Below are 23,385 nucleotides of genomic sequence, written 5' to 3' on the forward strand. Positions count from 1 at the left end.
AACCACTGGGGCGTGATAATGCCCTGTAGACTCTAATATAACCGAAKGGTGAATACCGGTTTTGTCTTTGACGCTTTCCAAAAACTCAAGTAATCCTCCTAGCCCATTAAGATCATGCTTGATACTAAAACTTTTACCGTAAGGTTTGCCCTTATCTAAAAAGGCCTGAACCTCACTTTCGCCTTTTGAAACATCCAGACCTATGACTGGATTCATTCTCAATCTCCTCCTCAAATTCAACTTGCCAGTAGCCCCTATTTCCTCCTAGTAGTATCATAGCTTCGCTTGTTATACGAGATCTTTGTCCCAACCAGCCTCAAACATGTTTCTACCAGTAGGGGGTGAACGGTTTAACTGACGGGATCTATGTCCCACGGGCAGGGACGTTCTACCCTGGCTACTGTTATAATAAGACCATATAAAAAAAGGTCAACCAGAAAAATCTAGAATTCTGGTTAACCTTATAATACGATCGGGCGGGATATTACATTATCGCGCCCGACTGCTGAAGAAATCACTGAAATAATTACTCAAATGTTACTGTTCAGGTTTCTTTTCAACAGATTTCCGTTTATGCTTTTCATAAATTTTTTTGTTAAGTATTCTCACTTTACCAACCATCAGTAACCTCATGTCCTCTACAAAATATTCAGGTAGCTCTTGATCAGAGATGTCATCTCCAGCAATATCAAGTCGGAATTCCTGCCCTTGAATTCCACCGCCATTTGTAAAATCTATTTCAAAGTCAATCTTAACTCATTTATCCAATTGATTCCTCCTTAAAATTGGCTAATATCTTCAATGTCTCCTATCTCTCTTTTTGGATCCAAGTCTTCAACAACTCTTCTTCTCTTTCTCGTGATATCCCCGCTTTTCGTTCTGTATCTTTTCTCGCCTTCTCCCATTGATATACGTCATAAATTGTATCTTCAAGGGATCGGAAGGAAAGTCCGGCATCAACAGCTTTTTCTATACTGATGCAAAATGAGCCTTTCCACGGTTCTGTTTCTCCGACTAATGGGAAGTGTTCAGGAATCCATAATGGCATTTCTGACCATGGCTGTATGTTGTGATCAAGTATAAATTTTTCATCTGTCCATACAAATCTAGCATTGCTATTTGTAACTGCTTTACACTTACTCAAAAGCTTTTCCATCGTCAATTCATAATCAGGACCTGTAATATTAAAGGTACCAGCTTTTCTTTTTTCCACCATATCGAACACCCATGTTGCTATATCCTTCACGTCGATCAATTGAATTGGACGGTCCGGACGTCCTGGCACCATTATGTTTCCACCTTCCGCGACTCGTTGAACCCAATAGGGTAGCCGATCCGTATAATCAAACGGTCCAACAAGCTGACCTGCCCTGATATGCAACACTCGCCCCGGCCAATGTTTCTCTGCTTCAGCTTCGCATAGCGCTTTCAATGCGCCGTAATACTCATAAGGTGAGATTCTTCCTTCCTCAATTTCCTTCAATTGATCCTGCGGCATGGACTGTAAGTAATAGTCTTCCGCGATTTTGAGAGGAATCCAATCTTTATAAACAGAGATGCTTGAAATGTACGTATAATGTTCGATGTTATCTCTGAGCACAGCCGCGATTTTGTTTATTTGGTGGGGAGCAAATCCACATGTGTCCATTACGACATCCCAGTTCCTGTTTTTGAGCTGTGATACATCACCATCTCTATCGCCGATAAGTTGTTCCACTTCTGAGAACGCTTCTTTATTGTTCCCTCGATTGAATAAAGTGATGTCAAGACCTCTTTTCAATCCTTCTTCTACCATCGCTTTACCTAAAAAACGAGAACCTCCTAGTATTAAAATCTTCATACTTTTCCCCCGTTCACTTTAATAGCCTGCAACAAACACATTCATTTTATATAACGTTTTTCATTCTAAAAAAGATACGGGGAATATGAACTATTTATGCTTTATTCCACTATCTGGCCTTTTCAGCAAGAAAGTGCGCAATTCTTATTCTGGAATTGCGCACTTTAATAACTGAAAGATCGATTAAGGAACGGTTGAGTGCCAATTAGTTGTTTCGTCACGTTCCTGATAATGCAGTAATTGTAGCAACCCACACGCAAATATTTAAGCAAAATTTCTTAAATACTGCTTAAGTTGTCCCTGTTCTGCACCTGACAATGCATTTAATTTTTGATTGAAAAGTTGTTGGGCCAAATGATAGAGTTCTATATCCAATAGATTGTGTCTTTCTATTAAACGAATAGTAGTGTCGGATATTTCTTGTTTTAATAGTCGGTTCTTGGTTATATTTAATCTTTGATAATCTATATCCTGCCAATTAAATTCTTTCTTTATTAAAAACACAGACTCATTAAACCTTTCAGTAATTCCAATTACCGGGAACTTCCTTAAATGATCTTTTGCTTTTTCAATATTCCTTTCGAGAGACAAACCGCTTAACATAAAGGTTTGCAAGTTATGGGCTTCTGGGTGTTTTTCAACAAATTGTTCTAACGTCATAGTTTTTACAAGTTCATACCCTTTACCTTTAAAATTTTTCAGAAAATAATACGATGAAATGACACGATCTACAGGATCCCGTAACATAGTAAAATACCTTGAGGGTTGTGGGAAAAATCGATGAACCCCGTACGAAAAATGGCCACACACAGCTTTAATATTTTTCTTTTCTTCCTCTAATAGCTGATTGAAATCTTTCTTCTCTCCCTTTAGATACCCGTGGTCATATATCTTGTTACTTTCATATTGTTTTCTTAAAATATGGCTTAAAGTTGTTCCTCCCGTTTTAGGAATATGAAGATATATAGTTAATGGATGATTACTCATGTATACCTCCTAAAAACTTTTATATGAATTTTAAATATTTTCATTTACTATATTTTATGTTTATAACTAAGAAGGGTTCCAGTTTTGGACAAAATGCGCTTCGCTATAGTTATCCTCTATATAAGAGTTAAAAGTCACGATTTGATATGGGTTTTACATTTGTAAAATGAATAAACTTAATAGATAATCCAATACTTGTACTTCACTAAAAAAACTAGTCCCAAGGATCTTCTACACCTAAGGACTAGTTCATACTATTATTCTATCAACTTAAACTATCAATAATGCTTTCTAACGTTTTCCCATTCTCCGTTGACTTCGGTTGGTTTTCGTGTGATACTGTTGGATTTTCCTTAAGGAAGTTTTGTTTGACATAATTCATGTCAATCATATCAATCTTACCGTCAAAGTTAATATCTCCTTTGCGGTCGTCTGTATCCCAATGTTCTTCCAAGTATATCGCATCAAGAATATCAATGACCTGGTCTTTGTTCACATCACCAGCACTAATCAGTTTTTTATCAATAAATTTCTTTTCTCCAATGTTACCATCTAATCCAATATAGAAGGACTTTTGTACAGTAAAGTGTCCTGGAATATCCAGTTCTAACAGTAATGGTTCTCCAGTGGACGGCAGTGAATCCACTTCAAAATCAGGCTTTTCCAGTACTTTCCCTTCATATTGATTTCCATCCTTATCCTTAACCTTGACGCTGGCACCCATTGTGGAATAATCAAAAAGCTGTACAGGACCAGATGCTGATAATTCATAGACGGCTTCTCCATTCATGGAACCAATAACCATAGAATTCGTAGCATTCACCTTAATTGATGGATCAACTCGTCCACTTGCTGTTTTCACATCGGATAGGTCTGTGAAATCGGCTTTTGTTAAATACACTTTAGTATATTCATTAAAATAGTTATCCTTTTTCACTTCTGCTTTTAATTGAAGAAGAGAGAGTACCTCTTCAGCGTCCCATGATGTATTCTTTGCTTGTAACATTACCTTAATCGTACCATCTTCATGGCTCACTTCCGCATCAAAGCGATCACTCAAAGTTTCAACTAGATCAATATCTGTAAATGAAAGAACTTTCGGGTCGTATTTGAATTCTAATTCGGCTTTTTTAAATACCCCTTGATTCGCAGCATTTACATCGAATGTGACCGTTCCTCCTTGCGACACTTCTTTATTATTTGCGATACTTGTCACAAATGGTGTACCTTTTTTAACAAAGTAATACTGCATTAATTCAGATTTATTCCCTACATGATCCGTTGAATAAAATTCAACGGGAAGTACTTTTAAGTAGCTGGGTATAGTATTTCTTACAAAAGTAAAATCCCCTTCTGCATTAACTGGTACTTGAGATGGATAATTCGTATTGTAACGATAATAGACCTTGTTGATTCCTTGTGTTATATCGGAACCGGCTGTGATTAAATCTTCTATTCCTTGATCCTTCACATTACCATTGATTTCGATAGGTGGGTTTGGATTGTCAGGGTCTACTTCAATGACGCCATCAGCTACATTGGTTGTCATTTCAGGCTTTGAATTATCTACGGAAATCGGCTTTTCAATAACGATTTGTTTTCCATTTTCTCTCGTAAATACAAACTTCACCTTATACGTACCTGACTTTACTTGGGTAGGTTCCATAACCTCAGTCTGTTCGGATGTGACTCCAATAGGATAATAATCTCCCCTAAAGAATGGGTATAATTTAATATCTTTACCTTCAGGCATCCCAGGTCCATCGTAATATCCAATGTATCCGATATCTTCGGAATTTGTATCTGCTAAGAAAATATCAAGAGAGCGCATGTGAGAATTTAATTTAAAATTAGCAGATGCCAAACTGTTGTAATTATAATTTCCGTTATTAATAGTTGAAATCCCTGAACTCGTGTCCAGATACTCAACCCCGTCTTTCACCTTACGAACTCCAAACGGTATTTGATATTCCTCTGACTGATCGTCTTCATTCACATAACGGATATACCCTTCATAGTAACCGTCTTCAGCTGTTTTAGGGACATTCAAGAATACGTTTGTTTTCTTTTTCTTACCGGCTTTTACTTTCATATTCTTATCAAAGGCTAGGCTTATTCCATTTTCTGAGGCGTCAAGAGAATGATTTGTAAACTCGACACTACCAATAAATGTTTTCGATTCTTCACCGGAATTTTTAATCATGATCGTACGTTGATCTCTAAGTGAATTATCAACATGCTTTAAACTATAGCTCATACTACCCGTCAACTCACCGATCTTCACTTCCTCGCCATTTGCGAAGGTTGTCGTCTCATCAATGACCTGGAAATTCACATCTGAATTTATGGCTTCATAAGCATTGATTCGTCCGGCTCCAATTTCATAGACACTGTACTCTCCATCCATTTCATCCGCAGTATTCATAAGAGATGTTTTAATATCAGCAGGTGTTGCTTTAGGATTTTTCTCAAGCATTAACGCTGCAGCACCAGCTACCTGTGGTGTGGCCATAGATGTTCCTGATAGTCGGACATAACCATATTCATACTGTCCTTCATATTTCTCACCATATATATACGAAGGAACAGTCGACATAATATCCAGACCGGGTGCTGTCACTTCTGGCTTAATATCATACGTAAATAGTGCCGGTCCACGTGAGCTGAAATAGGAAAGTGAATCTTCTGAGAATAACACATTCTTTTGAGGGGTTGTAAAAGTATATTGCGCTGTTTCGTTCTTTAAGGTTTCTTTAAACGCCTTCCCTTGCTTACCGCTCAGAATATAAGCATACGTATTATCAATACTTACAGCAAATTTATCTCCTATGAAGCCGTCGTATGTGCCGTAAATAAATATAGCAGCCGCTCCATGTTGTTTGGCTAATAGAACTTTTTCATAGACCCGATTCGTTCCAGTTGAAACCAGGGCAATTTTCCCATTTACATCTTTATTATCAAAATCAGTTTCCAAACCTTTATCAAGATCTACCATATCAAATGTTTTTCCTGCTAATGTTCTGGGATCTTCCCCATAGCCATGTGTTGCATAACGAATTTCGGAGTCTACTTCTGTACTACTGCTTTTAAATGTTCCTGCATAATTGAATTCAGCAACTTCTGGATTACTGGAACCAACGGTAATCCCAAGTGCTGAAGCGGCTGGAGTACCGAGAGTATACATTCCGCCCCCTTCATTACCAGCAGCAAGCACACACGTAACACCTGATAATACTGCATTATTAATCCCAATTGCTAAAGGTGAATACGGATCATTAGAGTTTGCACCTAGAGACAAGTTAATAACATCCATTTTGTCTTTTACTGATTTCTCGATGCCAGCTAAAATATCTTCCGTTGAACCAAAACCTTGTGGACCAAGAACTCGATATACGTAAAGGTCTGCATCTGGCGCAACTCCTTTAGTTGCATATTGCGATTCCGCTTTCCCCTGTCCGGCAATGATTCCGGATACGTGGGTTCCGTGAAAGGTAATATAATCCGAAGCTGACCCTCCTGGCTTACCGGCTTTTATCCAATCTTCATATGTCGTTTCCATCGGATCATGATCTTCATCTACCAGATCATATCCACCTTTATAAGCATCTTTCAGATCTGGATGGTTATAATCAATTCCTGTATCAAGGACGCCAACTTTGACACTGTTACCGGTGAATCCCTTTTCATGCAGTTTGTCCACTCCCATTATTTCGTGGGGTGTCCTTCCACTATATGGTGACATATCCGTATTTTTTTGAGCAGGTTCGATTAACTGTACTTGTTTATTTTCATAAACGTTTTTTACTACTCCAGATTTAAGTAAGCTTTCGACTTGATTCGCAGGTAATGTCAACGCAACACCATTAAATGCTTCCTTGAATCTATCTCTTACACTATGTTTTACCTTTAGTTTAGATAAGTCCTTTTTAAATTGATCATGTGATGCTTCTAATTTTTTGTTCGCTTCTCCCAGTGATAAGGACCTTCCTTTAAGCTGTTCGACCAAAATAGCAGTATTTGCTGTATGTTGCTTAAACTCGACAATAACCGAGATTTCTTTTGAACTGTTCAAATCCGTCTCGGGTGATATGTTTAATTCTTGTTTGCTTGTTGAAGTCAAATCTTGAAGTGCTTGTCTTTCCTCAGGTGTTAATTCGTTTAAAAACCGGTCAATCTTTGCTGAAGATTCTGCATTTACAACTCTGCTCGAATCCAAGTCTTCAACTACGCCGGCACTGTCTTCAATCGCTACATTCCCTCCGGACTGTAGCCCCAAATTAGCTGACCCTGCTGTTGGCACTGTTATTAAAGATGCAGCCAACATGGTTGAACTTAACACCTTTCTAGCATTTTTCATATTCAATCCCTCCTTGTTAATGGAAATACAAGAAGAGAATTCAATTATTTCTGGCCAAATCCTTCCGTTTTATTGTAATTGAATATATCAGACTATGGAACTAAATCATCAGGGGGGATTAGTATTTATATTTTATTCATCAGATGCACATTCATAAACACTTATGTACTATTTAGTGTTCCTAAATAAATAGTACATAGAGTAGCAATTATTAACCTGAAACAGAGCAGTAGATCTAAAGTGCCCGATATTCAATTATATTTCCATACCAAATAGACTCCAGCATTATGAATATCATCATGTTTTATATCTAAAAAGGAAAGCAAAAGAACAGGAACCTACTAATATATATTTATAGTAATTATCCTAAAATGTATATAATCTCTATTCTGAAAAAAGCAAATTCCGTGATGAGCTAAGAGCATCTTAAACCTGTCTTGCACCGGTTGAAAAGGTTCTTAAAATACCATCTCTCCTGTCAGGACAAACATCACTCATTTTTCATGAAATTTTGACTTTCCAAGTAATTCAGCACTGTCTGCGAAAACTCGTGGTGAGATTCTTTCGTATACTTGGCAATGGTATAGATTTGTGCAAGATTCTTTAATCCTAATTGCTCTGTCATTTCCTTAAGCTTAGGGATGTCCATGTAGCGTTTCCATCCCTTTTCATCTCTCTCTTTGTAGATTTCATGAATATCTTCATCTGAATAATCACGATATTGGTCGTAATGAACAATACCATGATTTGGCAGTCGATCACGTTGGGCAGGGTTTTCTGCTGGGTACCCTAATGAATAACCCACAACTGGTACGACATTTGGTGGTAATTTCAGTAGCTCACCAATTTGATCGCAATTTGCAAGCGTTGAGCCCATATAACAAATGCCCAGCCCAGCATTTTCAGCTGCTAAAGCACAGTTTTGCGCTGCCAAAGTTGCATCGATTGCGCCTATCATAAAGCTCATGAAATTATCAAAATGTACAGGTGCATCATTTAGCGAAAGCCATTTTCTCATTCTATTGAAATCAGCACAAAATGTTAATAGTATAGGTGCATCAACAACCATTGATTGTTCCATATGTGCGCTATATAATTTTTTCTTAAGCTCCTTGTCTTTTGTGACGACAATCGAATAAGATTGCATATTGCCACTTGAAGAGGCACGAATTCCCGCATCTAATATTTGATCGAGCAATTCTTGATTTACTTCCCTATCTTCATATTCCCGTATGGATCTGTGCCCATGTATAACATCGTTGAATTCCACATAATCACTCCTTTTTATAAGTTCATACAAAGATTTTTGATGCGATTCGTACTTTTCCCATTCTTCCATCGCAGTTAGAATAGGTTATTTAGTTTCTGATTTCTTACCGTTATTCCAAGAAAATATTCTAGTTACCTTTAAATCTACTTCTTATTCTCCGTGATTCTTATTTTCATCCAAATCCATCTACTATCAAAGGAGGATCTAAGATCAGGATCTTCAATAAAGCCGACTCCCTCATAGCATTGAATCGCATGTACATTTCCAGGCTCTATTCTCATATACACCCATTCAAACGGATAGATCTTACACTCTTCAAGAAGTTCTTTAATAAATCGTTTGCCCAACCCTTTATTTCTTAAAGAAGGATGAACAACTATATGTGCTAGCTCTATGTCTTTTTCTTCCTCATCTACCCATATCTCCCCATATGCAACACTATTTGACCCTTCCTCAAAAATATACCCAAATTGATCATGTGCTTCGTACCAGCTATTAAACATATCTGATGAATACACTTGCCTTCCAGTGACGTACTTGCAGTCCTTTGGCTCGTTTAACCATCCTTTAATTACAGGTTCATCTTCTGGTATTACCTTTCGAATGTTCATGATGTCCCCCCCTTTATGTCTGAATTATCTTTCAATTATTCCAACACTATTATACAACTAAGTTGGTCGATTTCAGATAAATCTTTAAAAAAAGCCGACGGAGATTGACCGTCGGCTTATCGATATGATCCAGGAAGTTCACCTGCTTAGGTAAAAATGAAGATAACAAGTTAGGTCATCAGCATTTGTTCCAATTTAAGTTTATTAAACAGCTGATTTCTTCCTTAAGAGGGTCTCAAAAGGACCTTTTATAGATTTTTGATGCATATAATGAGCCATTATTACTGATAAGCCCCAAACAAATACCGCAATCAAATCACTCCACAATTGATTAATTTGTCCACCAAGACCGCCAGCATAAGGCGCTAAAATGAAAACAAACAAAATTGACTGAAACAGATAAAAACTCAGTGAACGTTGTCCGAGGGCAGCAATAGCCTTTATAAAGCTCACACTCTTTCCTTCCAGCTTAATGACTAGCAATCCAACTAGCGCCGTCCATCCAACTCCACCTGCATAACCAGTGACGGTATGAAGTGATTTAGCTGTTTCTTCCAATACATTATTGTAACTTGTCCAAAACAATGACGACATAAGGGCCATCGGGATACCGCCAGCTGTTGATAGTAAAAGCCCCATTATAGCAACCATCATAAGTGCCTTCTTGTGGCTCTTAGGGTTATCTATCACCTGAAAACGCGCCACTAAAATACCAATTAGCACCCCTGGGATTACTTGGTAACTCAGCACAGGTGTATAGAACATCCAATCAAACATCCGAGTAATAGATGCTTCAATAGGATTTGCAATAGTAGCAGAAGTAGTGACTTCCATATTTAATGCATCAAATCCCCTAGGCATGAACGGGGCAAACACTCCCACCAAAACAAGAAAAACCAACGTCATCGCGATAATATTTCGATTGGATAATCGAAGAAATATACTTGCAAAAAGGAGAGCGATAAATCCATACACCCCGATAATATCTGCGAAGAAAAGAGTTGCATGGAAAAATCCTATCACTAACATCCAAGCTCCTCTGCGCTTAAAAATCCCCTTCGTCTTCTTCCAACTAACCCCTTTTCTCTCTTGCCCTTTAAATACTTGATGGAGCCCATACCCAAAAAGGATGGCAAACAAAGGGAAGGCACGTCCATCAATGAAAACTTGCCTAAAAAATACAGTTAACTGATCGCTTAAAGTAATTCCTCGTTCAGTTGAAAATATAAATTGATTGGCATGTGCCAATGCAATAAACAACAACATAAAACCTCTCGCTAAGTCTGGTGTTAATTTCCTTTGGGTAATTTCAGACATTAAATTTCACATGTTTCAAATACTCAGATTTCCCAATATCCTTAGGATTATTTTTATCTGCCCGATAGCTGTCCTTGAATGAGAATCCGTAAACACTTAAATATTGCTCGGAATTTAGTAGATCATATTTTGCATCTTCTTTTTGATCCTTTAGTTTTCTAGCCATTTTCATAAATTCATAAAACTTATGTCGATCCATTAGTTCCACCACTTTTCGTAATTTTCTACATAGCATCTAAGTAAATTTTGCTGCAGATATAGATTCAGACACCATTGGTAACGGACTTCAGTGTCATGTAGAGTCAATTGCTATTCTCTATTTCACCTTTTTCATTCAGACTCCTACACTTTATCCGATCGACACTAAACCTGTTCTGTTTGAATAAGCTTATATCGTTCTAATATTTGGATTAGAACCTGTTTATTGTATTTCGTTTTCCCATGGATTCTTTCAGCCCATTCTTCTACCGTTTCTACCTTGGGTTCATTCAATAACCCTTCTGTTGTACTTAGAAAGCTATCCCAATTATAAAATTCCCAATGAGCGATTTCAGATTTGTATGCTGTTCTGCATTCCAATAAAGGGTTGGGGTTTATCAAATGTTGAGAATGCTCGGCAGCCTTTACAAACGAATCCATTTCGATTGGATGGGTCTGAAAAACTTGTTTCGATACTTTTCCATTAGGTCGATGATACAGAATTTCTGTGCCTGATGGATGACTTTGAACCTGTACCCTTGCTGCAGGGAAGAAACCACTTACCTTTTCATTGGTATAATCTACGCTATCCGTATCAATTAAAATGGGATTCAGCCATTGGTCACCCAAATCACAAAGGAAGCGTTCACCCTTCTCATTTAGTGCGATGACAGCAACATGAGCATCTTCTGAATTCAGGTTATGACCAACGGGATACGCCTCTACTCCATCCCGTTTAAACTCATCAAGTAACCATAGTGCAAGATCAAAACAATTCCCGGACATGCCAAATTGTTCCCTATGCTCCCGCATAAGAGAGACCTCCCGCTGTTTCTTCATATTTCCCTGGTTATAAAACCAAACTTTCGTTAACGTCTCCATGGGAATATCATTAAATTTCTCCCATGTCTTCAAAATGCTTTCTGAAGCTAACATTTGAGTTCCTACCTTCTAATTTGAATTCGTTGATATGTAGATAAATAACTTAATTGGTCTATGTAAGGTATTAAATAACTATATTGATCGGTTAACCCTTCTGGTAATTCATTCAGTTTATAATACTGGACTTCAATAGATTCTTCATCCAATTCAATATTCCCTCTAACCTACTAAACTCATCCATCTTTTTTTGATTTGATTCCGTTCTCCAACTCCACAGTTGAATTTGATCAAAAGCCTATTGCTTTGTTACAAACACCAGCAAACTCCCAATCCTTTCCTGAATTCGTGATGGAAAGTCAGTTAAGATCACACCAGAACAATAATTATGCCGGGTTGAACCACTTTCAAGCTGGATTTAAAATTATTAATCCTGTTTCAGATTTATTAATCCGGAATTTCATTTAATCGTGCCGAAAATAAATTAATCAAGCATTCGTGTCGAATCTTCTTTATTTAGAAACATTCACTCCACGCTTGGTCCTGATCCCCAATCCAAATTAACTTTAACCTGGTGATGATCAAAGGTTCTTCTTCACATAAATTGAGCAATCCAAGAAAATAGTAAGAAGATAAGCCATAAAAGGAGAAATAACAAATGAAAAAAGCTATCCTCTTCTCAATAATTTTTGCTCTTTTATTTCCGCTAGCCCCCTCCGCAGCTGTAGAGAATCAAGTTAAAGCTGCTTTTATCAGGGACGGGAATTTGTGGGTCCTGTTAGATGGCCAAGAAACACAAGTCACGGATTCTGGCAAAGTATTCTCCAACCCCCAATGGTCGAAAGACGGCACCTGGCTGGCTTATCAAGTAGAGGCATCTTCTGGATTTGATAAAGGAGAAGTGCAGTCAGAGATATGGACCTATACTATTAAGACGGGTGAAAAGAAGAAAATTTCTTATAATGGCTATTCACCTGAATGGGCACCCCATAGAAACGTTATTGCCTATAATGACAAAGGAATTTTAGATATCTCTGACCTCAACCGATTCTACAACATCGCAACCGGGGTCAGTGACTTTACTTGGCTTCCGGATGGTAGTGGATTTCTTCTTTCTTCATCTGGCACTCTCAGCCCGGATGGTTGGTCAAGCGCCTCATTGTTCACCAAAAAAGTCGGCGATGATTATGAGGATATTGTTCTTTTTGGAGGGGTGGAGCCTTTCTTCACACTCCCAAGGGAAATAGGGACAACGGATAAAAACAAACTAATTGCCGTATATGCGGACCAGCTAACATATTCGCCGAGCGGAAAGTGGATCTCTTTTGTTGTGTCTCCAACCGCCTCCTGGTCCATGGACAGTAATATGGTGTGCATCATCGACAAGGAAGGAAAAAACTTCGAAGTATTAGACGAGATGATTTTGCAAGTAGGAGAGCCAAAGTGGTCACCCTCCACCGATACGATTGCGTATATCGCTGGCGGTGGGAGAATTGTGTTCGGGTTCAAGAACAAGGACTTAAAGGTAAAGGAAATGCCTGTTACAGGAACATACACCCCTGCCCATTACGCTGATCTTGATTTCAATTGGGTGAGCGACAAGTCACTGGTTGTATCGAGAATCAAAGAACAGGAGTGGACAAATGACTTCAGTAAGCACCCTCTCCCTTCGCTTTTCACACTGAATATGGACACGAAAAACCAAATAAAAATAACGGATCCACCTAAAGGGTCTGGAGATTATGCTCCACAGTTCATCCCTTCCATTCAAAAGCTCGTTTGGCTAAGGGGATCCTCTATAACAGACTCAAAAAGAAATCTGTGGATAGCGAATACGGATGGAACTGAAGCAAGGGAATGGATGCGGGATATTGAGAAGATTGTATTTTATAAAGAGTGAATTCGCAAACTTTGTTGCATAGAAAGCTTGAGGATCGTGGATGTGAATAATGGATAAAGGACATGATCCAGTCTGCAACCGCGATTTTTCGACAAACGTAACCTTCAGCAACATCAACATCTAATAAATTGGCACAATAGCAAAAAAAATAAGGTACTTAGATCACGCTCAAAGTACCTTATTTCAAAATATGATGTTATTTTTCACTTTCTCTAAGTCTCACTTAACCAGCGCTGCTCTAAGATTGACACCATACTCCATGTAACCTTTCAAGCATGTCAGCATGTATACCCAACCCTCTTTATTGTCTAGTAATTGGCTGATAAGGTTTTCGTTGGTCTCATCGAATCCTTCTTCTTTGACTACTACAATAGTGCTGCCTTTTTCTTCTTGCACAAATGTTATGGTCACTTTATGGTCTCCTGCCCACTCGAAGACAATCTTATTATGTTCTTGAATTTCTTTTATGTCTATATCACCTTGTGCATCATATTCTTCATATCTTAAAGTAACAGTCTTCCCTTCCTCCCACCGTTCAGAACTTGAAGAAAACCAAAAGTTACCTATTTTATCAGGATCAACAAATGCCTCGAAAATTTCATGTGCCGGCTTTTGAATTCTCATTTGAGAGAGATTATTCATACATCTTCCACTCACTTTCATATATTTTTGCGTTATTTCATTTATATACTGTCTACTATTTCTTGTCCATTTATTAGACCATTCCGTTTTTTCAATAATCTTATTTCTTGAAACCGCACCCAACGCCCCAAATGGTTTCAAGAAGTTCAGGGGTTGAAGGATCCTGCTCAATCTTCTTTCTGATTTTCCTGATATGAACGGCCTATTTAGGACCCCCAGGGATCAATCGTTTATGATAGGAGCTATCCGGTCTATTCTATTTGTCCAAATTCCACCCTTATAATTTTCTGACACACGCGCAAGATCTGACTTCTCGTCAAATCCTTCTGACCAATCACCATCACCGGCAACAAGAATAACCCTTGTATTGACATCTTCCATTCTATTTATGAACTTTTCGGGGAATCCCCAAAGGTAAGAAGCATACTTTTCGGGTATATGAATTTGCGTATTTTTACAAGAACCGGGTATATAACCCGTCCAACTTAAAGCTTCATAAGAAAGTAGACAGCTTTTTAACGTCTCTTTTGACATGACACGCATATCTGGCAGATTCTCCTTCAACGTTTCAATAGGTTCATCTCCACCATATACTGATAGATCGCCTAGCCTTTCCTCAGAGTAATTAGAGAGATACTTAGCTAATTGTTTACCTTCAGTTGGATCATTACTCTTAATGTGAATTAAAAATTCCTTATTTGGAAAGTGAGTTAATACTTCATTTAATGTAGGGATCTGCCCCATTCCTTTCCCTCGAAAAGGATACGTCTTTCCATTGTCAGCTGTATAACCATATCCTATATCTAACTTTCTCAGCTCTTTCATTGTATGGTCTCTTGTCTTCCCAGTACCATCTGTTCTACAATCAAGGGTCCAATCGTGGAAAATGGCAAATTCCCCATCTTCCGTAGGTTGGATATCAATTTCCACTATATCTGCTCCTGCTTTGAAAGCTGCTTCCATTGAAGGAATAGTGTTTTCCAAGTAATGGTGTTCAGGTTCATTGATAATTTCTGCTGTACACGTTTCGCCAGTTATACCTTCCATAGGAAAAGTTTGAGCTAAGCCCCGATGAGCCAAAAGGATCGGTTCTCCTTTTCTTTCATCACTAAACATAGAGCTATTATTTAGATAAACAAATAGCGTTAATGCGAGGCAGATTAATATCGTTACTTTAAAGCCTTTTTTCATTCGTTTCCCATCCTATCTAAAATCATAAATTTCACTTTACCTTCTCTATCCATAATCAAAAGTTTTGGAAGTTCCGGAAGGTGTACCCTTTAAATATATTTAATTCTCTCTAATTAAGTTTGTCTACTGTTAATATAAGCTCATACTTTATAAACCGACTAACTTCGTATATAAAAAAGCGACGCAATAGTATGTCTTGCGCCGCTTCATATAATATTGGAATGAATTATATTTGTGTCTGTTTTGTTGTTATAATCTTGGTGCTGCCCCTATTATACATGGTGACACACCGCTCAGTTAACTACTCGATCCACCCATTACAAAATTTCAATATACCCTTCTGTTCCATTCACGCGAATTCTTTGCCCGTCTTTTATCCTTTTGGTAGCATTCTCGACACCAACTACTGCCGGTAAGCCATATTCACGTGCGATAACGGCACCGTGGGTCATCAGTCCACCAACTTCGGTGACTAAACCGTTGATGCTAACAAATAATGGTGTCCAGCTAGGGTCGGTAAAAGCGGTGACTAATATATCCCCATCTTCCAAATCCGCTTCTTCCATGTTTACTATCACACGTGCACGCCCTTCAATCACTCCCGATGAGACAGCTAAACCAACGATCGCTCCTGCCGGAAGATTTTCCCGTTTGTATTCCCCGGTGATGATTTCACCGTCAGACGTGATCAAACGTGGAGGCGTTAGTTTCTCATATAAGGTGTAATCGTCTTTGCGCTTAGGGATAAGACCATAATCCAGTTCGTGGGTCCGTACGACTTCCCACAATTCTTCAAACGTGAGATAGAAAATATCCTCTTTTTCATGAAGGATGTTCTTTTGAACGAGTTGTTCGGCTTCTTTCAATAAAGCCTGCTTATAGACGAAGTAACGACTGATCATGCCGTATTTCGGATATTCACGATACCCGCTGAAATTCCGTATGATGGCGATCCTTCTTTTTGTTTCCCTGACCTTTTGTTCACTATCGGGTAATGCCTTCAATCGTTCTAGTAATTCATGTTCTTTATGAATCGCTTCCAGTCGTCCCTGCTCAAATTTACGCTTGCTTGCATGAGGCTCAAAGTTTTTGATGTTACTGAGAATCATCGGGAGAATTGCCGTTGCCTTTTCACTCCAACGTGCTCTCGAAATATCGATCTCACCACTGCATCTCATGCCGTATTTGGTGAGAAAAGCATCGATTGCTTCTCGGGCTTCCTGTCCACCATCGACTGTCACCAGTTCATCCAGAAAGGGATCCTCTTTTACATTTCGTAAAAAATCAATGACTTCCGGAAATGGACGAATCACGTCAGCAGCATCCATCAGTGCCAGGCCCATTTCAGAAGTAATATTGTTCGGGACAGATTGAGACAGGGTATCTGCCACATTTTTTTCCCCTAACCACTCGTACATATGATCATTGATCCAGAATGCAGCATCCATCGCAGCCATGATCACCCGTGAACTTTGAGGGTCGAATAGAATTTTCTTTAATTCCTGGATGTCTTCTGAGATGAAGTCGAATAATTCGGATCCTGATTTCATTTGAACAGTTTGTTTTAACTCTTCTATCGAGGTTTCGCTTCTTTTGATTAAATCAGCGACGATTGCAGGATCGCTGTCGATTGGATCCACGCTTGCCTGATTTGGCCCTGGCATACCTTCATCGTCTACTATTTTGATGAAACCGTCCCGCTCTACGATAGTCGTGAGGGCGTCTTTTATGAGTGGTTCTGATTTCCCCAATACATCAATGAACATTTGTCTGCTTTTAGGCGAAGCCAGACGAGGTGTGACATCGACAAACAACCTCCCCCCGGCAACTTTCATCGGTGCAGGGGTCGTTAACAGGAAAAAGGACAACCCGAGCGGCTTCATGGCATCCGTCATCATTTGCTGGTGACCGACCGATAAATACACACGATTGTCCCCATCAGCCGCTTCCGGGATGGGGAATAAGGTCGTAATCGGACGACTTTGGACAATATAGAAGGAGTCATTCTCCAAACACCATTCAATATCTTGGGGACAGCCAAAATATGCTTCGATCTGTCTACCTAGGCGTGCCAGTTGTACTATCTGTTCATCCGTAAGGGCTGCTGCCATCTGCTGATCCGGATGGATGGAGTGTGTCTTCGTTCCTCCAACGTTCCGTCCATAGATAGCCAATTTCTTTGATGCGATCCTCTTTTCGATGATCTTTCCGTCCTTCACTTTATAATTGTCCGCTGATACCAAGCCGGAAACCAATGCTTCACCAAGTCCAAAGCCCGCGTCGATGGATACCACCTTCCGGTTGGAACTCACTGGATCAGCCGTAAAAAGAATCCCTGAAACCTTCGGGGATACCATTCTTTGAATGATGACAGAAATGTGAATTTCACTGTGGTCAAACCCATTTTGCATACGGTAGATGACTGCACGATCAGTGAAGAGAGAGGCCCAGCACTTGCTGATATGCTCCAGGATGGCTTCTTTGCCGATGATATTGAGGTAAGTGTCCTGCTGCCCGGCAAAAGAAGCATGAGGCAAGTCTTCGGCCGTTGCACTTGAACGAACGGCATAAGCATGGTCTTCGCCGAACCTGGAGAGATATTGAGAAACGGCTTTCGCAACATCGGAAGGAATGGCTACCTCTAGAAGGACTTGTCTAATCTTCCTGCTAATTTCACCAATTTGATCCCGGTCCTCTGGTTTGAGCTTGGTTAATTGACGCAACAAAGCGTGATACGTTTCATTTTGTTCAATCGCTCTTTGAAACCCAACGGTTGTCACACTAAATCCTTCTGGTACTTGTATTCCCTGAATTTTTGATAACTCCCCTAGATTCAACCCTTTTCCACCAACGAGCAAAAGCTGCGTTTGTTCCATTTCCTGAAAACTGAGAACCAACGAACTCATTCTACATCTCCCCTATCCATCAATGTTCTATTGATTTTAGCAGTAGAAAATGGGAATAAACAGTCTATAATAAGAATTTTTATCATGCTATAATGGTATTAGGAAGAGATCGAAATTTAAAATAAACAACGAATTTTCGGGGGTAAATCTCATTAAATAGTCTGTGAAAAATCTCTGAGTTATATTGCTCCGAGCTTTTTTATGGAGTTTTTTCGTTAAAATCACCGCTTATGGAATAGATTAAACAATAAGAAAAGCGTAATCCAGTCTAAGGATTACGCCCTCATCATAACTAACCTTATTCCTATGTTCTCTTTATTTCCTTACAACAGGAATCCACATTTCACCAAATACCTGCCCGTTTCGGTGCCCCATTTCAACCGTTGCATTAGGTGCACCAACATAAGCAACATCCTTTTCTTCTGGTAAGACTTGACCAAAGGCAATGGCAGTAACCATATTATTTAATTCTTCAGCCGTCTTCCCTTCGCCTTTCACAACCACGTATTCTCCCTTAGGAAACTGAATCACTCTAGCCCCATCCGGTACTGGTGACGATGCCTCTGCCATGACGCCGGCATAATGCATCATTTTATTATTCACTGCTTCGTTCACTGCAAAAATGTAGTCGTTTGTGGCCATGGATTTTAAAGTATCAAGCCTTCCATCTTCGCTTACAGCTTGCCAAAAATCCGCCTTTTCCTTACTCAATCCAGCAAAATCAGTATAATCGCTCTTAAGATCGGTTCCTAACCCTATTACAATAAAACCGTCTTTTTCTTCTAACTTATACTCTGCCATATTTAAAACCATCCTTTTGTTCATTTATTTCAAGCGATTTGTCTCCATCACTTGATAAATATATAATAGCGTTAAATAGTATCAAAAAATGACACCTTTTCTGGGGGACCTGATGAAAAAAGTTGAACGAATAAATGTGATTATGAGATATATCAACAACCGGGCTCACTTTACCATTCCTGAAATCATGCGTGAATTTCACATTTCACGGTCGACAGCTATTAGAGATATCAGAGAAATTGAGTCCATGGGGATGCCACTTGTTTCTGAAGCTGGAAGGGATGGGGGTTATTTTGTCATGCACAATTCTGTCCTGCCTGAGGTCCGTTTCACCGATCATGAAGTGAAAGCTCTATTTATTGCCTTTATGGCGACCCGTAATCAGCAGCTCCCTTATCTAAAAAGCCGACAATCAATAGCTGAAAAATTACTTAGCCTCATCTCACAAAGCCAGCAAGATGACCTGATTCTCCTGAACCAGCTCTTGCTGTTTGAAGGGACCAATCCCCATAATCCCGACTTACTGGACCTTTCAGACCTCCCCCATCCCATGGTGGAAACACTCTTCCAAATCCTCCTTTTGGATAGATATTTATTGCTCACAATCCAAGAAGAAAAGGACATCAAATCTTATCCCATCTATTTGTTACACCTTTACCATGAAAAAAGCTTCTGGATCATTGAAGGCTTTGACTTAAAGGAAGAAAAGAAGCGGATTTTTCCCGCCGACCTCCTCATCGACATCAAACCATACTCGCCGGAAAAAAGACTGAGAGAGCAAGAGATTTTAGAAAAACTGAAAATGCGGGAAGAAGGAATCAACCTTGTCCTTGAACTTGGTCCAAAAGCGATTGCTCAGTATAAAAAATACCATCCTTTAAGAGTTTCAATCGCCTATACGAATCCTTACCAAACCACAGCCATTCTAAAGACTTTTGTTCATGTTCATAAGCCCGATGAATTAACCGAATTCACAAACTGGTTGCTTTTCCTTGGCAGGGATCTCAAGATCAGGGAAATCCCAGAAAAAGTCTTACATAATATACGAAAGGGATTAGACCAATACCGGGAATAACAGCGGCCTGATTGAATATCCGCTTTACCTGCTATTCCTATAGGATGTCATAAATTTTGACGATAAGTTTTTACCATTTCGAAATATTGTGTATCTCCTAAGCCATATTCTTTGAAATTTCCGCTTAGAAGTGACACCAGTTCTTTTATGGGGACGTCCTGGTGCTGTTGAATATACAACATAAGATCACTATCTTCCTTAAGGTAATTCAAATACAGTACAACCCCTTTGTATAAAGGGATTGGATGAACTTCCTTAGGCATAGCTTTATGAATCATTACTTGTTTGTAGAGTTGATCATATCCCTTTGCCTTTAGGCTGTAATGACTTTCAGGTTGAAAATCATCACCGACAAGATGGAGGTCAATTGAACCTCCATAATCTGTTTGATCTAACCAGGCGAGTAGAGTGAGAAGATTCATTTGACAAAACATATCCTCATCAAACCATAGTGCTATATGATCAAAATCCTCACAAAAGAGAGGCTGCAATGGTTTTAAGGTGATTTCAGCATATTGCGCAGTTGTTACTTGATGAACTTTCGCACGCATTTCGATAAATTCACCGGAAAATAAATCTCCGCAGGTTTCCCCATAACACATGGCCTCGTTGAAGGGAATCATCAATTCGGCTTCAAGAAACTGTGTCTCTTTGAAATTCTTATACATTTCTGTTCCATTTAATATATGTATGGCTCCTGTTGGATTCACATTGACACCTCCTGCTCTGTTGGCTTGATTCTGCAGCATTTCTCTATACCTATACTAACTTATATTTTCAAGCCATTCTCAATAAACACTTCCCTTTTTAGAATGGCCCGTTTATTAAACATTATAAGAATAATGACAATCCATTATTTCTCCCATAGCTCAATCAGTCTACCTTCAGGATCTTTAATCCAAATAAACGTACCATATTCACTAACCTCTTTTTCCTTTACAAGAGGTACACCAACTTGTTCCAGATGATCAATCGTCTCGTTTATATTATAAACTTGGAAATTCAACATCACTTGCTGTTTTTCTGGGAAGTAAGGGTCATCTTGAGTAAAGAAAGAAAAAATGGTTTCATTTCCTGATTCGGGTTTAATAATAGTCCCATACCAATCTTCCATTTCAATCTTCAACACTTCACTGTACCATTTCTTTAAAGCATCCAGGTTTTTAGTCCTCCAAAATATTCCCCCGAAACCTTTTATCATCATAAAAAACTCACTCCCTTCTCTAATTCCTTTCATTTTCCGATTAAATTAGAAATTCAAGAAATAAAAACAAATTCCTTCTTCATTCATCCGATAGTTGAAGAAGGCAATATCCGTTATATATCGTTTTCATTTATTTATTACATTTAAGGTTCGCTAATAGCCCACAAAGTTTTTGAATGCATCCCATTGAATTTCAGTTCAACTTCACCAGATTCTTCTATACTTCTTGTTTTCGGCAATATAGATCTAGGAAAAGTTTAGAAAATAGATTAGAGGATATCTCCAATCTTACTAGAACTTATTTATAGATAGTAAATAGAAAAGGGGAAGATAAGAAGTGATCGATCAACTAATTCCGGCTATTATTGCTTTTATATTAGTCTCAGTTTTATCCCCGCTATTCATTGAACTCTTACGGAAATTAAAGCTCCTGCAACCGATACGAAAAGAACTTCCTTCCAATCATCAAATCAAAAAAGGGACTCCGTTAATGTTTGGGATCATTCTTTTTATCGGGATTATCGTATCGTTATTTTTTTCACCTACACCACTGATGTATTTCCTGGCGATTACGTATATATTATTCAGCTTTATAGGTTTCCTGGATGATTTTTGGAAAGCGTCACGCCAGGATCCTGGGGGGGTATCAAGTAGAACCAAGCTTATTTTCCAATTTCTCTTTACGGGGGCTTTGCTTTTTTATTTGATGAGCGAACTCGGAATAGACTCAACGATTGGTATTTATCAAAATCTTTCTTTGAATCTTCCAATAGTGGTATATTTCATTGTCATCACCTTATTTATTGTCGGTTCTGCAAATGCCATTAATTTTACAGACGGCTTGGACGGCCTTTTAGGAGTTGTGGCAATCCCTACTTATTTTTTCTTTTTTATGATTTCAGACAAATCAGAAGTGCAGCTTTTTTGTTTAATCATGATCGGATGCTTACTCGGTTTTCTCATTTATAATATCTTTCCTGCCAGAGCATTTATGGGGGATACAGGGTCATTAGCGATAGGGGGTTCCCTTTCTTTTCTTGCCATTATCGAAAAAGTTGAGATTCTCATTCCCGTTTTATTCTTTATCTATTTTGCTGAACAGCTATCGGTCATATTACAAGTTGCTTCATTTAAATCGACAGGGAAACGAATCTTCAGAATGACTCCGATTCATTATCACTACGGCTTAAAATATGGCTGGGGTGAAACGAACATTGTTACCGCCTTTGGGTTTGTTTCGTGGATTTGTACGTTTATCTGTTATGCTTATTGGAAGTTTGTTCTCTAGCCATAAGGTAAAAGGACAAAGGAACTTCATAGTTTGAAGTTCCTTTGTCCTTTTGGTTTATTCACTTCTATCAATTCAGACCCAATGAAAAGAGTCTTTCACCATCCCGCTAAATTTTTCTTTTTCTTCTATATGAGAAAAATGGTTACTATTTTCAAAGATATAAAATGTTGAATTGGGAACAAGATTGAAAATTTCCTCTGAATACACAAATGGGCATTGAGAGTCATGTTTTCCACAAAAAACGATTGTCGGGGTTTTTATATTCGAAATGTCTTCTCTGATATCATACGTTGGCAATTCGTTATAAGCATAATACTCTAAACGTTTTTGAACCACTTTTCCACTGCTTGGCTTAGAAAAGTATTCATCATATCTGCTTGGGTCATTCAGAGACATTTTCGTCCATTCCCTACGTGCGTGCTTCCGTTCTTCTCTTGTTGCATCATCGGAATTCAGAATGGAAAATACCTCTTTCAATCGGTCGTTATAGGGATTTTCATCACAATAAATACTTTCCTGATCATTCACATACTCATTGGTAGCTGACGCCCCACCTACAATTAGTCGGTTTAGAGAATCCGGATGATCAGCAGCATAAACCAGCCCTAACATCCCACCTGTGGAATGTCCTGCAAAATTCCAGCTATCATACCCTAAAGCAGATCGGATTGCTTCTAAATCCTTACTGGTTTCACTCATACTTAACTCATCTTCATCTTGAATCTCAGTGGAATTCCCCGATTCTTTCAAATTGACAAGGTACACTTTAAAGTCGTCCACAAACCGGTCAGCAAAGTGGTAGCCACGCTCGTTAAACTCGCTATATAGATGAGTCACACATAATGGTTCTCCATTTCCCGCCTCAAAGATTTCGAAATCTCCTCGTTCTGTTTTAATTATTTTTTGCTTCCACATG

21 protein-coding genes are annotated in these 23,385 nt (G+C 38.7%); 3 read left to right on the top strand and 18 right to left on the bottom strand.

All coding sequences use genetic code 11. The annotated features are described in order from the left end of the window. From F0342_RS11485 to F0342_RS11530, 10 genes are all read right to left on the bottom strand, one after another. Positions 1 to 216 (bottom strand): IS110 family transposase (locus F0342_RS11485; protein WP_149156095.1); only part of this gene is annotated, 216 nt, incomplete at its 3' end. A gap of 321 nt (positions 217 to 537) precedes the next feature. Further along, positions 538 to 750, bottom strand: a complete 213-nt coding sequence (locus F0342_RS25640) for a cyclase (protein WP_316252609.1) — start codon at positions 748 to 750, stop codon at positions 538 to 540. Positions 751 to 808: 58 nt separating this feature from the next. Further along, entirely contained in the window at positions 809 to 1,840 is a 1,032-nt protein-coding gene (locus F0342_RS11495) for an NAD-dependent epimerase/dehydratase family protein (RefSeq protein ID WP_149156096.1), read from the bottom strand. A 264-nt stretch (positions 1,841 to 2,104) separates the two neighbouring features. Then, the gene (locus F0342_RS11500) at positions 2,105 to 2,827 is read right to left on the bottom strand and encodes a sulfotransferase family 2 domain-containing protein (protein ID WP_149156097.1); all 723 of its coding nucleotides are present in this window, start codon (positions 2,825 to 2,827) and stop codon (positions 2,105 to 2,107) included. A 265-nt stretch (positions 2,828 to 3,092) separates the two neighbouring features. Further along, complete coding sequence (locus F0342_RS11505; RefSeq protein ID WP_149156098.1) at positions 3,093 to 7,184, bottom strand: S8 family serine peptidase; 4,092 nt, start codon at positions 7,182 to 7,184, stop codon at positions 3,093 to 3,095. 490 nt (positions 7,185 to 7,674) lie between these two features. Further along, positions 7,675 to 8,523, bottom strand: a complete 849-nt coding sequence (locus tag F0342_RS11510) for a nitroreductase family protein (protein ID WP_262481712.1) — start codon at positions 8,521 to 8,523, stop codon at positions 7,675 to 7,677. Between the two features lie 74 nt (positions 8,524 to 8,597). Beyond that, the gene (locus F0342_RS11515) at positions 8,598 to 9,065 is read right to left on the bottom strand and encodes a GNAT family N-acetyltransferase (RefSeq protein WP_149156099.1); all 468 of its coding nucleotides are present in this window, start codon (positions 9,063 to 9,065) and stop codon (positions 8,598 to 8,600) included. 204 nt (positions 9,066 to 9,269) lie between these two features. Further along, on the bottom strand, positions 9,270 to 10,382 hold the full coding sequence (locus F0342_RS11520; protein WP_149156100.1) for a DUF418 domain-containing protein: 1,113 nt from the start codon (positions 10,380 to 10,382) through the stop codon (positions 9,270 to 9,272). Continuing rightward, a complete protein-coding gene (locus F0342_RS11525; RefSeq protein WP_188048516.1) occupies positions 10,375 to 10,548 on the bottom strand; it encodes a hypothetical protein in 174 nt (57 codons plus the stop codon). The genes F0342_RS11520 and F0342_RS11525 overlap by 8 nt, the downstream gene beginning before the upstream one ends. Positions 10,549 to 10,745: 197 nt before the next feature. Continuing rightward, positions 10,746 to 11,516: a hypothetical protein gene (locus tag F0342_RS11530; protein WP_149156102.1), complete on the bottom strand. Its 771-nt coding sequence runs from the start codon at positions 11,514 to 11,516 to the stop codon at positions 10,746 to 10,748. 601 nt (positions 11,517 to 12,117) lie between these two features. Here F0342_RS11530 and F0342_RS11535 point away from each other — a divergent pair. Beyond that, on the top strand, positions 12,118 to 13,359 hold the full coding sequence (locus tag F0342_RS11535; RefSeq protein ID WP_149156103.1) for a TolB-like translocation protein: 1,242 nt from the start codon (positions 12,118 to 12,120) through the stop codon (positions 13,357 to 13,359). Between the two features lie 219 nt (positions 13,360 to 13,578). Here the strand turns inward: F0342_RS11535 and F0342_RS11540 are convergent, their stop codons facing one another. The 5 genes from F0342_RS11540 to F0342_RS11560 all read right to left on the bottom strand — a co-directional run bounded on the left by F0342_RS11540 (position 13,579) and on the right by F0342_RS11560 (position 18,899). Next, positions 13,579 to 14,142: an SRPBCC family protein gene (locus F0342_RS11540; RefSeq protein WP_316252604.1), complete on the bottom strand. Its 564-nt coding sequence runs from the start codon at positions 14,140 to 14,142 to the stop codon at positions 13,579 to 13,581. Further along, positions 14,102 to 14,194, bottom strand: a complete 93-nt coding sequence (locus F0342_RS25725; RefSeq protein ID WP_149156399.1) for a helix-turn-helix domain-containing protein — start codon at positions 14,192 to 14,194, stop codon at positions 14,102 to 14,104. The genes F0342_RS11540 and F0342_RS25725 overlap by 41 nt, the downstream gene beginning before the upstream one ends. Positions 14,195 to 14,223: 29 nt before the next feature. Then, entirely contained in the window at positions 14,224 to 15,192 is a 969-nt protein-coding gene (locus tag F0342_RS11550) for a glycerophosphodiester phosphodiesterase family protein (RefSeq protein ID WP_149156104.1), read from the bottom strand. A gap of 317 nt (positions 15,193 to 15,509) precedes the next feature. Further along, positions 15,510 to 18,098, bottom strand: coding sequence for a phosphoenolpyruvate synthase (ppsA, locus tag F0342_RS11555; RefSeq protein WP_149156105.1), 2,589 nt, complete (start codon positions 18,096 to 18,098; stop codon positions 15,510 to 15,512). Between the two features lie 315 nt (positions 18,099 to 18,413). Next, entirely contained in the window at positions 18,414 to 18,899 is a 486-nt protein-coding gene (locus F0342_RS11560) for a GyrI-like domain-containing protein (RefSeq protein ID WP_149156106.1), read from the bottom strand. Between the two features lie 112 nt (positions 18,900 to 19,011). On the opposite strand from F0342_RS11560, the gene F0342_RS11565 reads away from it, so the two are divergent. Then, entirely contained in the window at positions 19,012 to 19,974 is a 963-nt protein-coding gene (locus tag F0342_RS11565; RefSeq protein WP_149156107.1) for a helix-turn-helix transcriptional regulator, read from the top strand. 47 nt (positions 19,975 to 20,021) lie between these two features. On the opposite strand, the gene F0342_RS11570 is transcribed toward F0342_RS11565, so the two are convergent. Together F0342_RS11570 and F0342_RS11575 are read right to left on the bottom strand one after the other, a co-directional pair. After that, entirely contained in the window at positions 20,022 to 20,684 is a 663-nt protein-coding gene (locus tag F0342_RS11570; RefSeq protein WP_149156108.1) for an AraC family transcriptional regulator, read from the bottom strand. Between the two features lie 143 nt (positions 20,685 to 20,827). Continuing rightward, positions 20,828 to 21,175: a VOC family protein gene (locus F0342_RS11575; RefSeq protein ID WP_149156400.1), complete on the bottom strand. Its 348-nt coding sequence runs from the start codon at positions 21,173 to 21,175 to the stop codon at positions 20,828 to 20,830. Positions 21,176 to 21,515: 340 nt separating this feature from the next. Here F0342_RS11575 and mraY point away from each other — a divergent pair, with 340 nt between their 5' ends. Further along, entirely contained in the window at positions 21,516 to 22,466 is a 951-nt protein-coding gene (mraY, locus tag F0342_RS11580) for a phospho-N-acetylmuramoyl-pentapeptide-transferase (RefSeq protein WP_149156109.1), read from the top strand. Between the two features lie 75 nt (positions 22,467 to 22,541). Here the strand turns inward: mraY and F0342_RS11585 are convergent, their stop codons facing one another. Further along, entirely contained in the window at positions 22,542 to 23,384 is an 843-nt protein-coding gene (locus tag F0342_RS11585) for an alpha/beta fold hydrolase (RefSeq protein ID WP_149156110.1), read from the bottom strand. Between the last annotated feature and the right edge of the window lies 1 nt (position 23,385).

This window comes from Bacillus sp. CH30_1T (assembly GCF_008364765.1).
Classification (GTDB): Bacteria; Bacillota; Bacilli; order Bacillales; family Bacillaceae_B; genus Rossellomorea.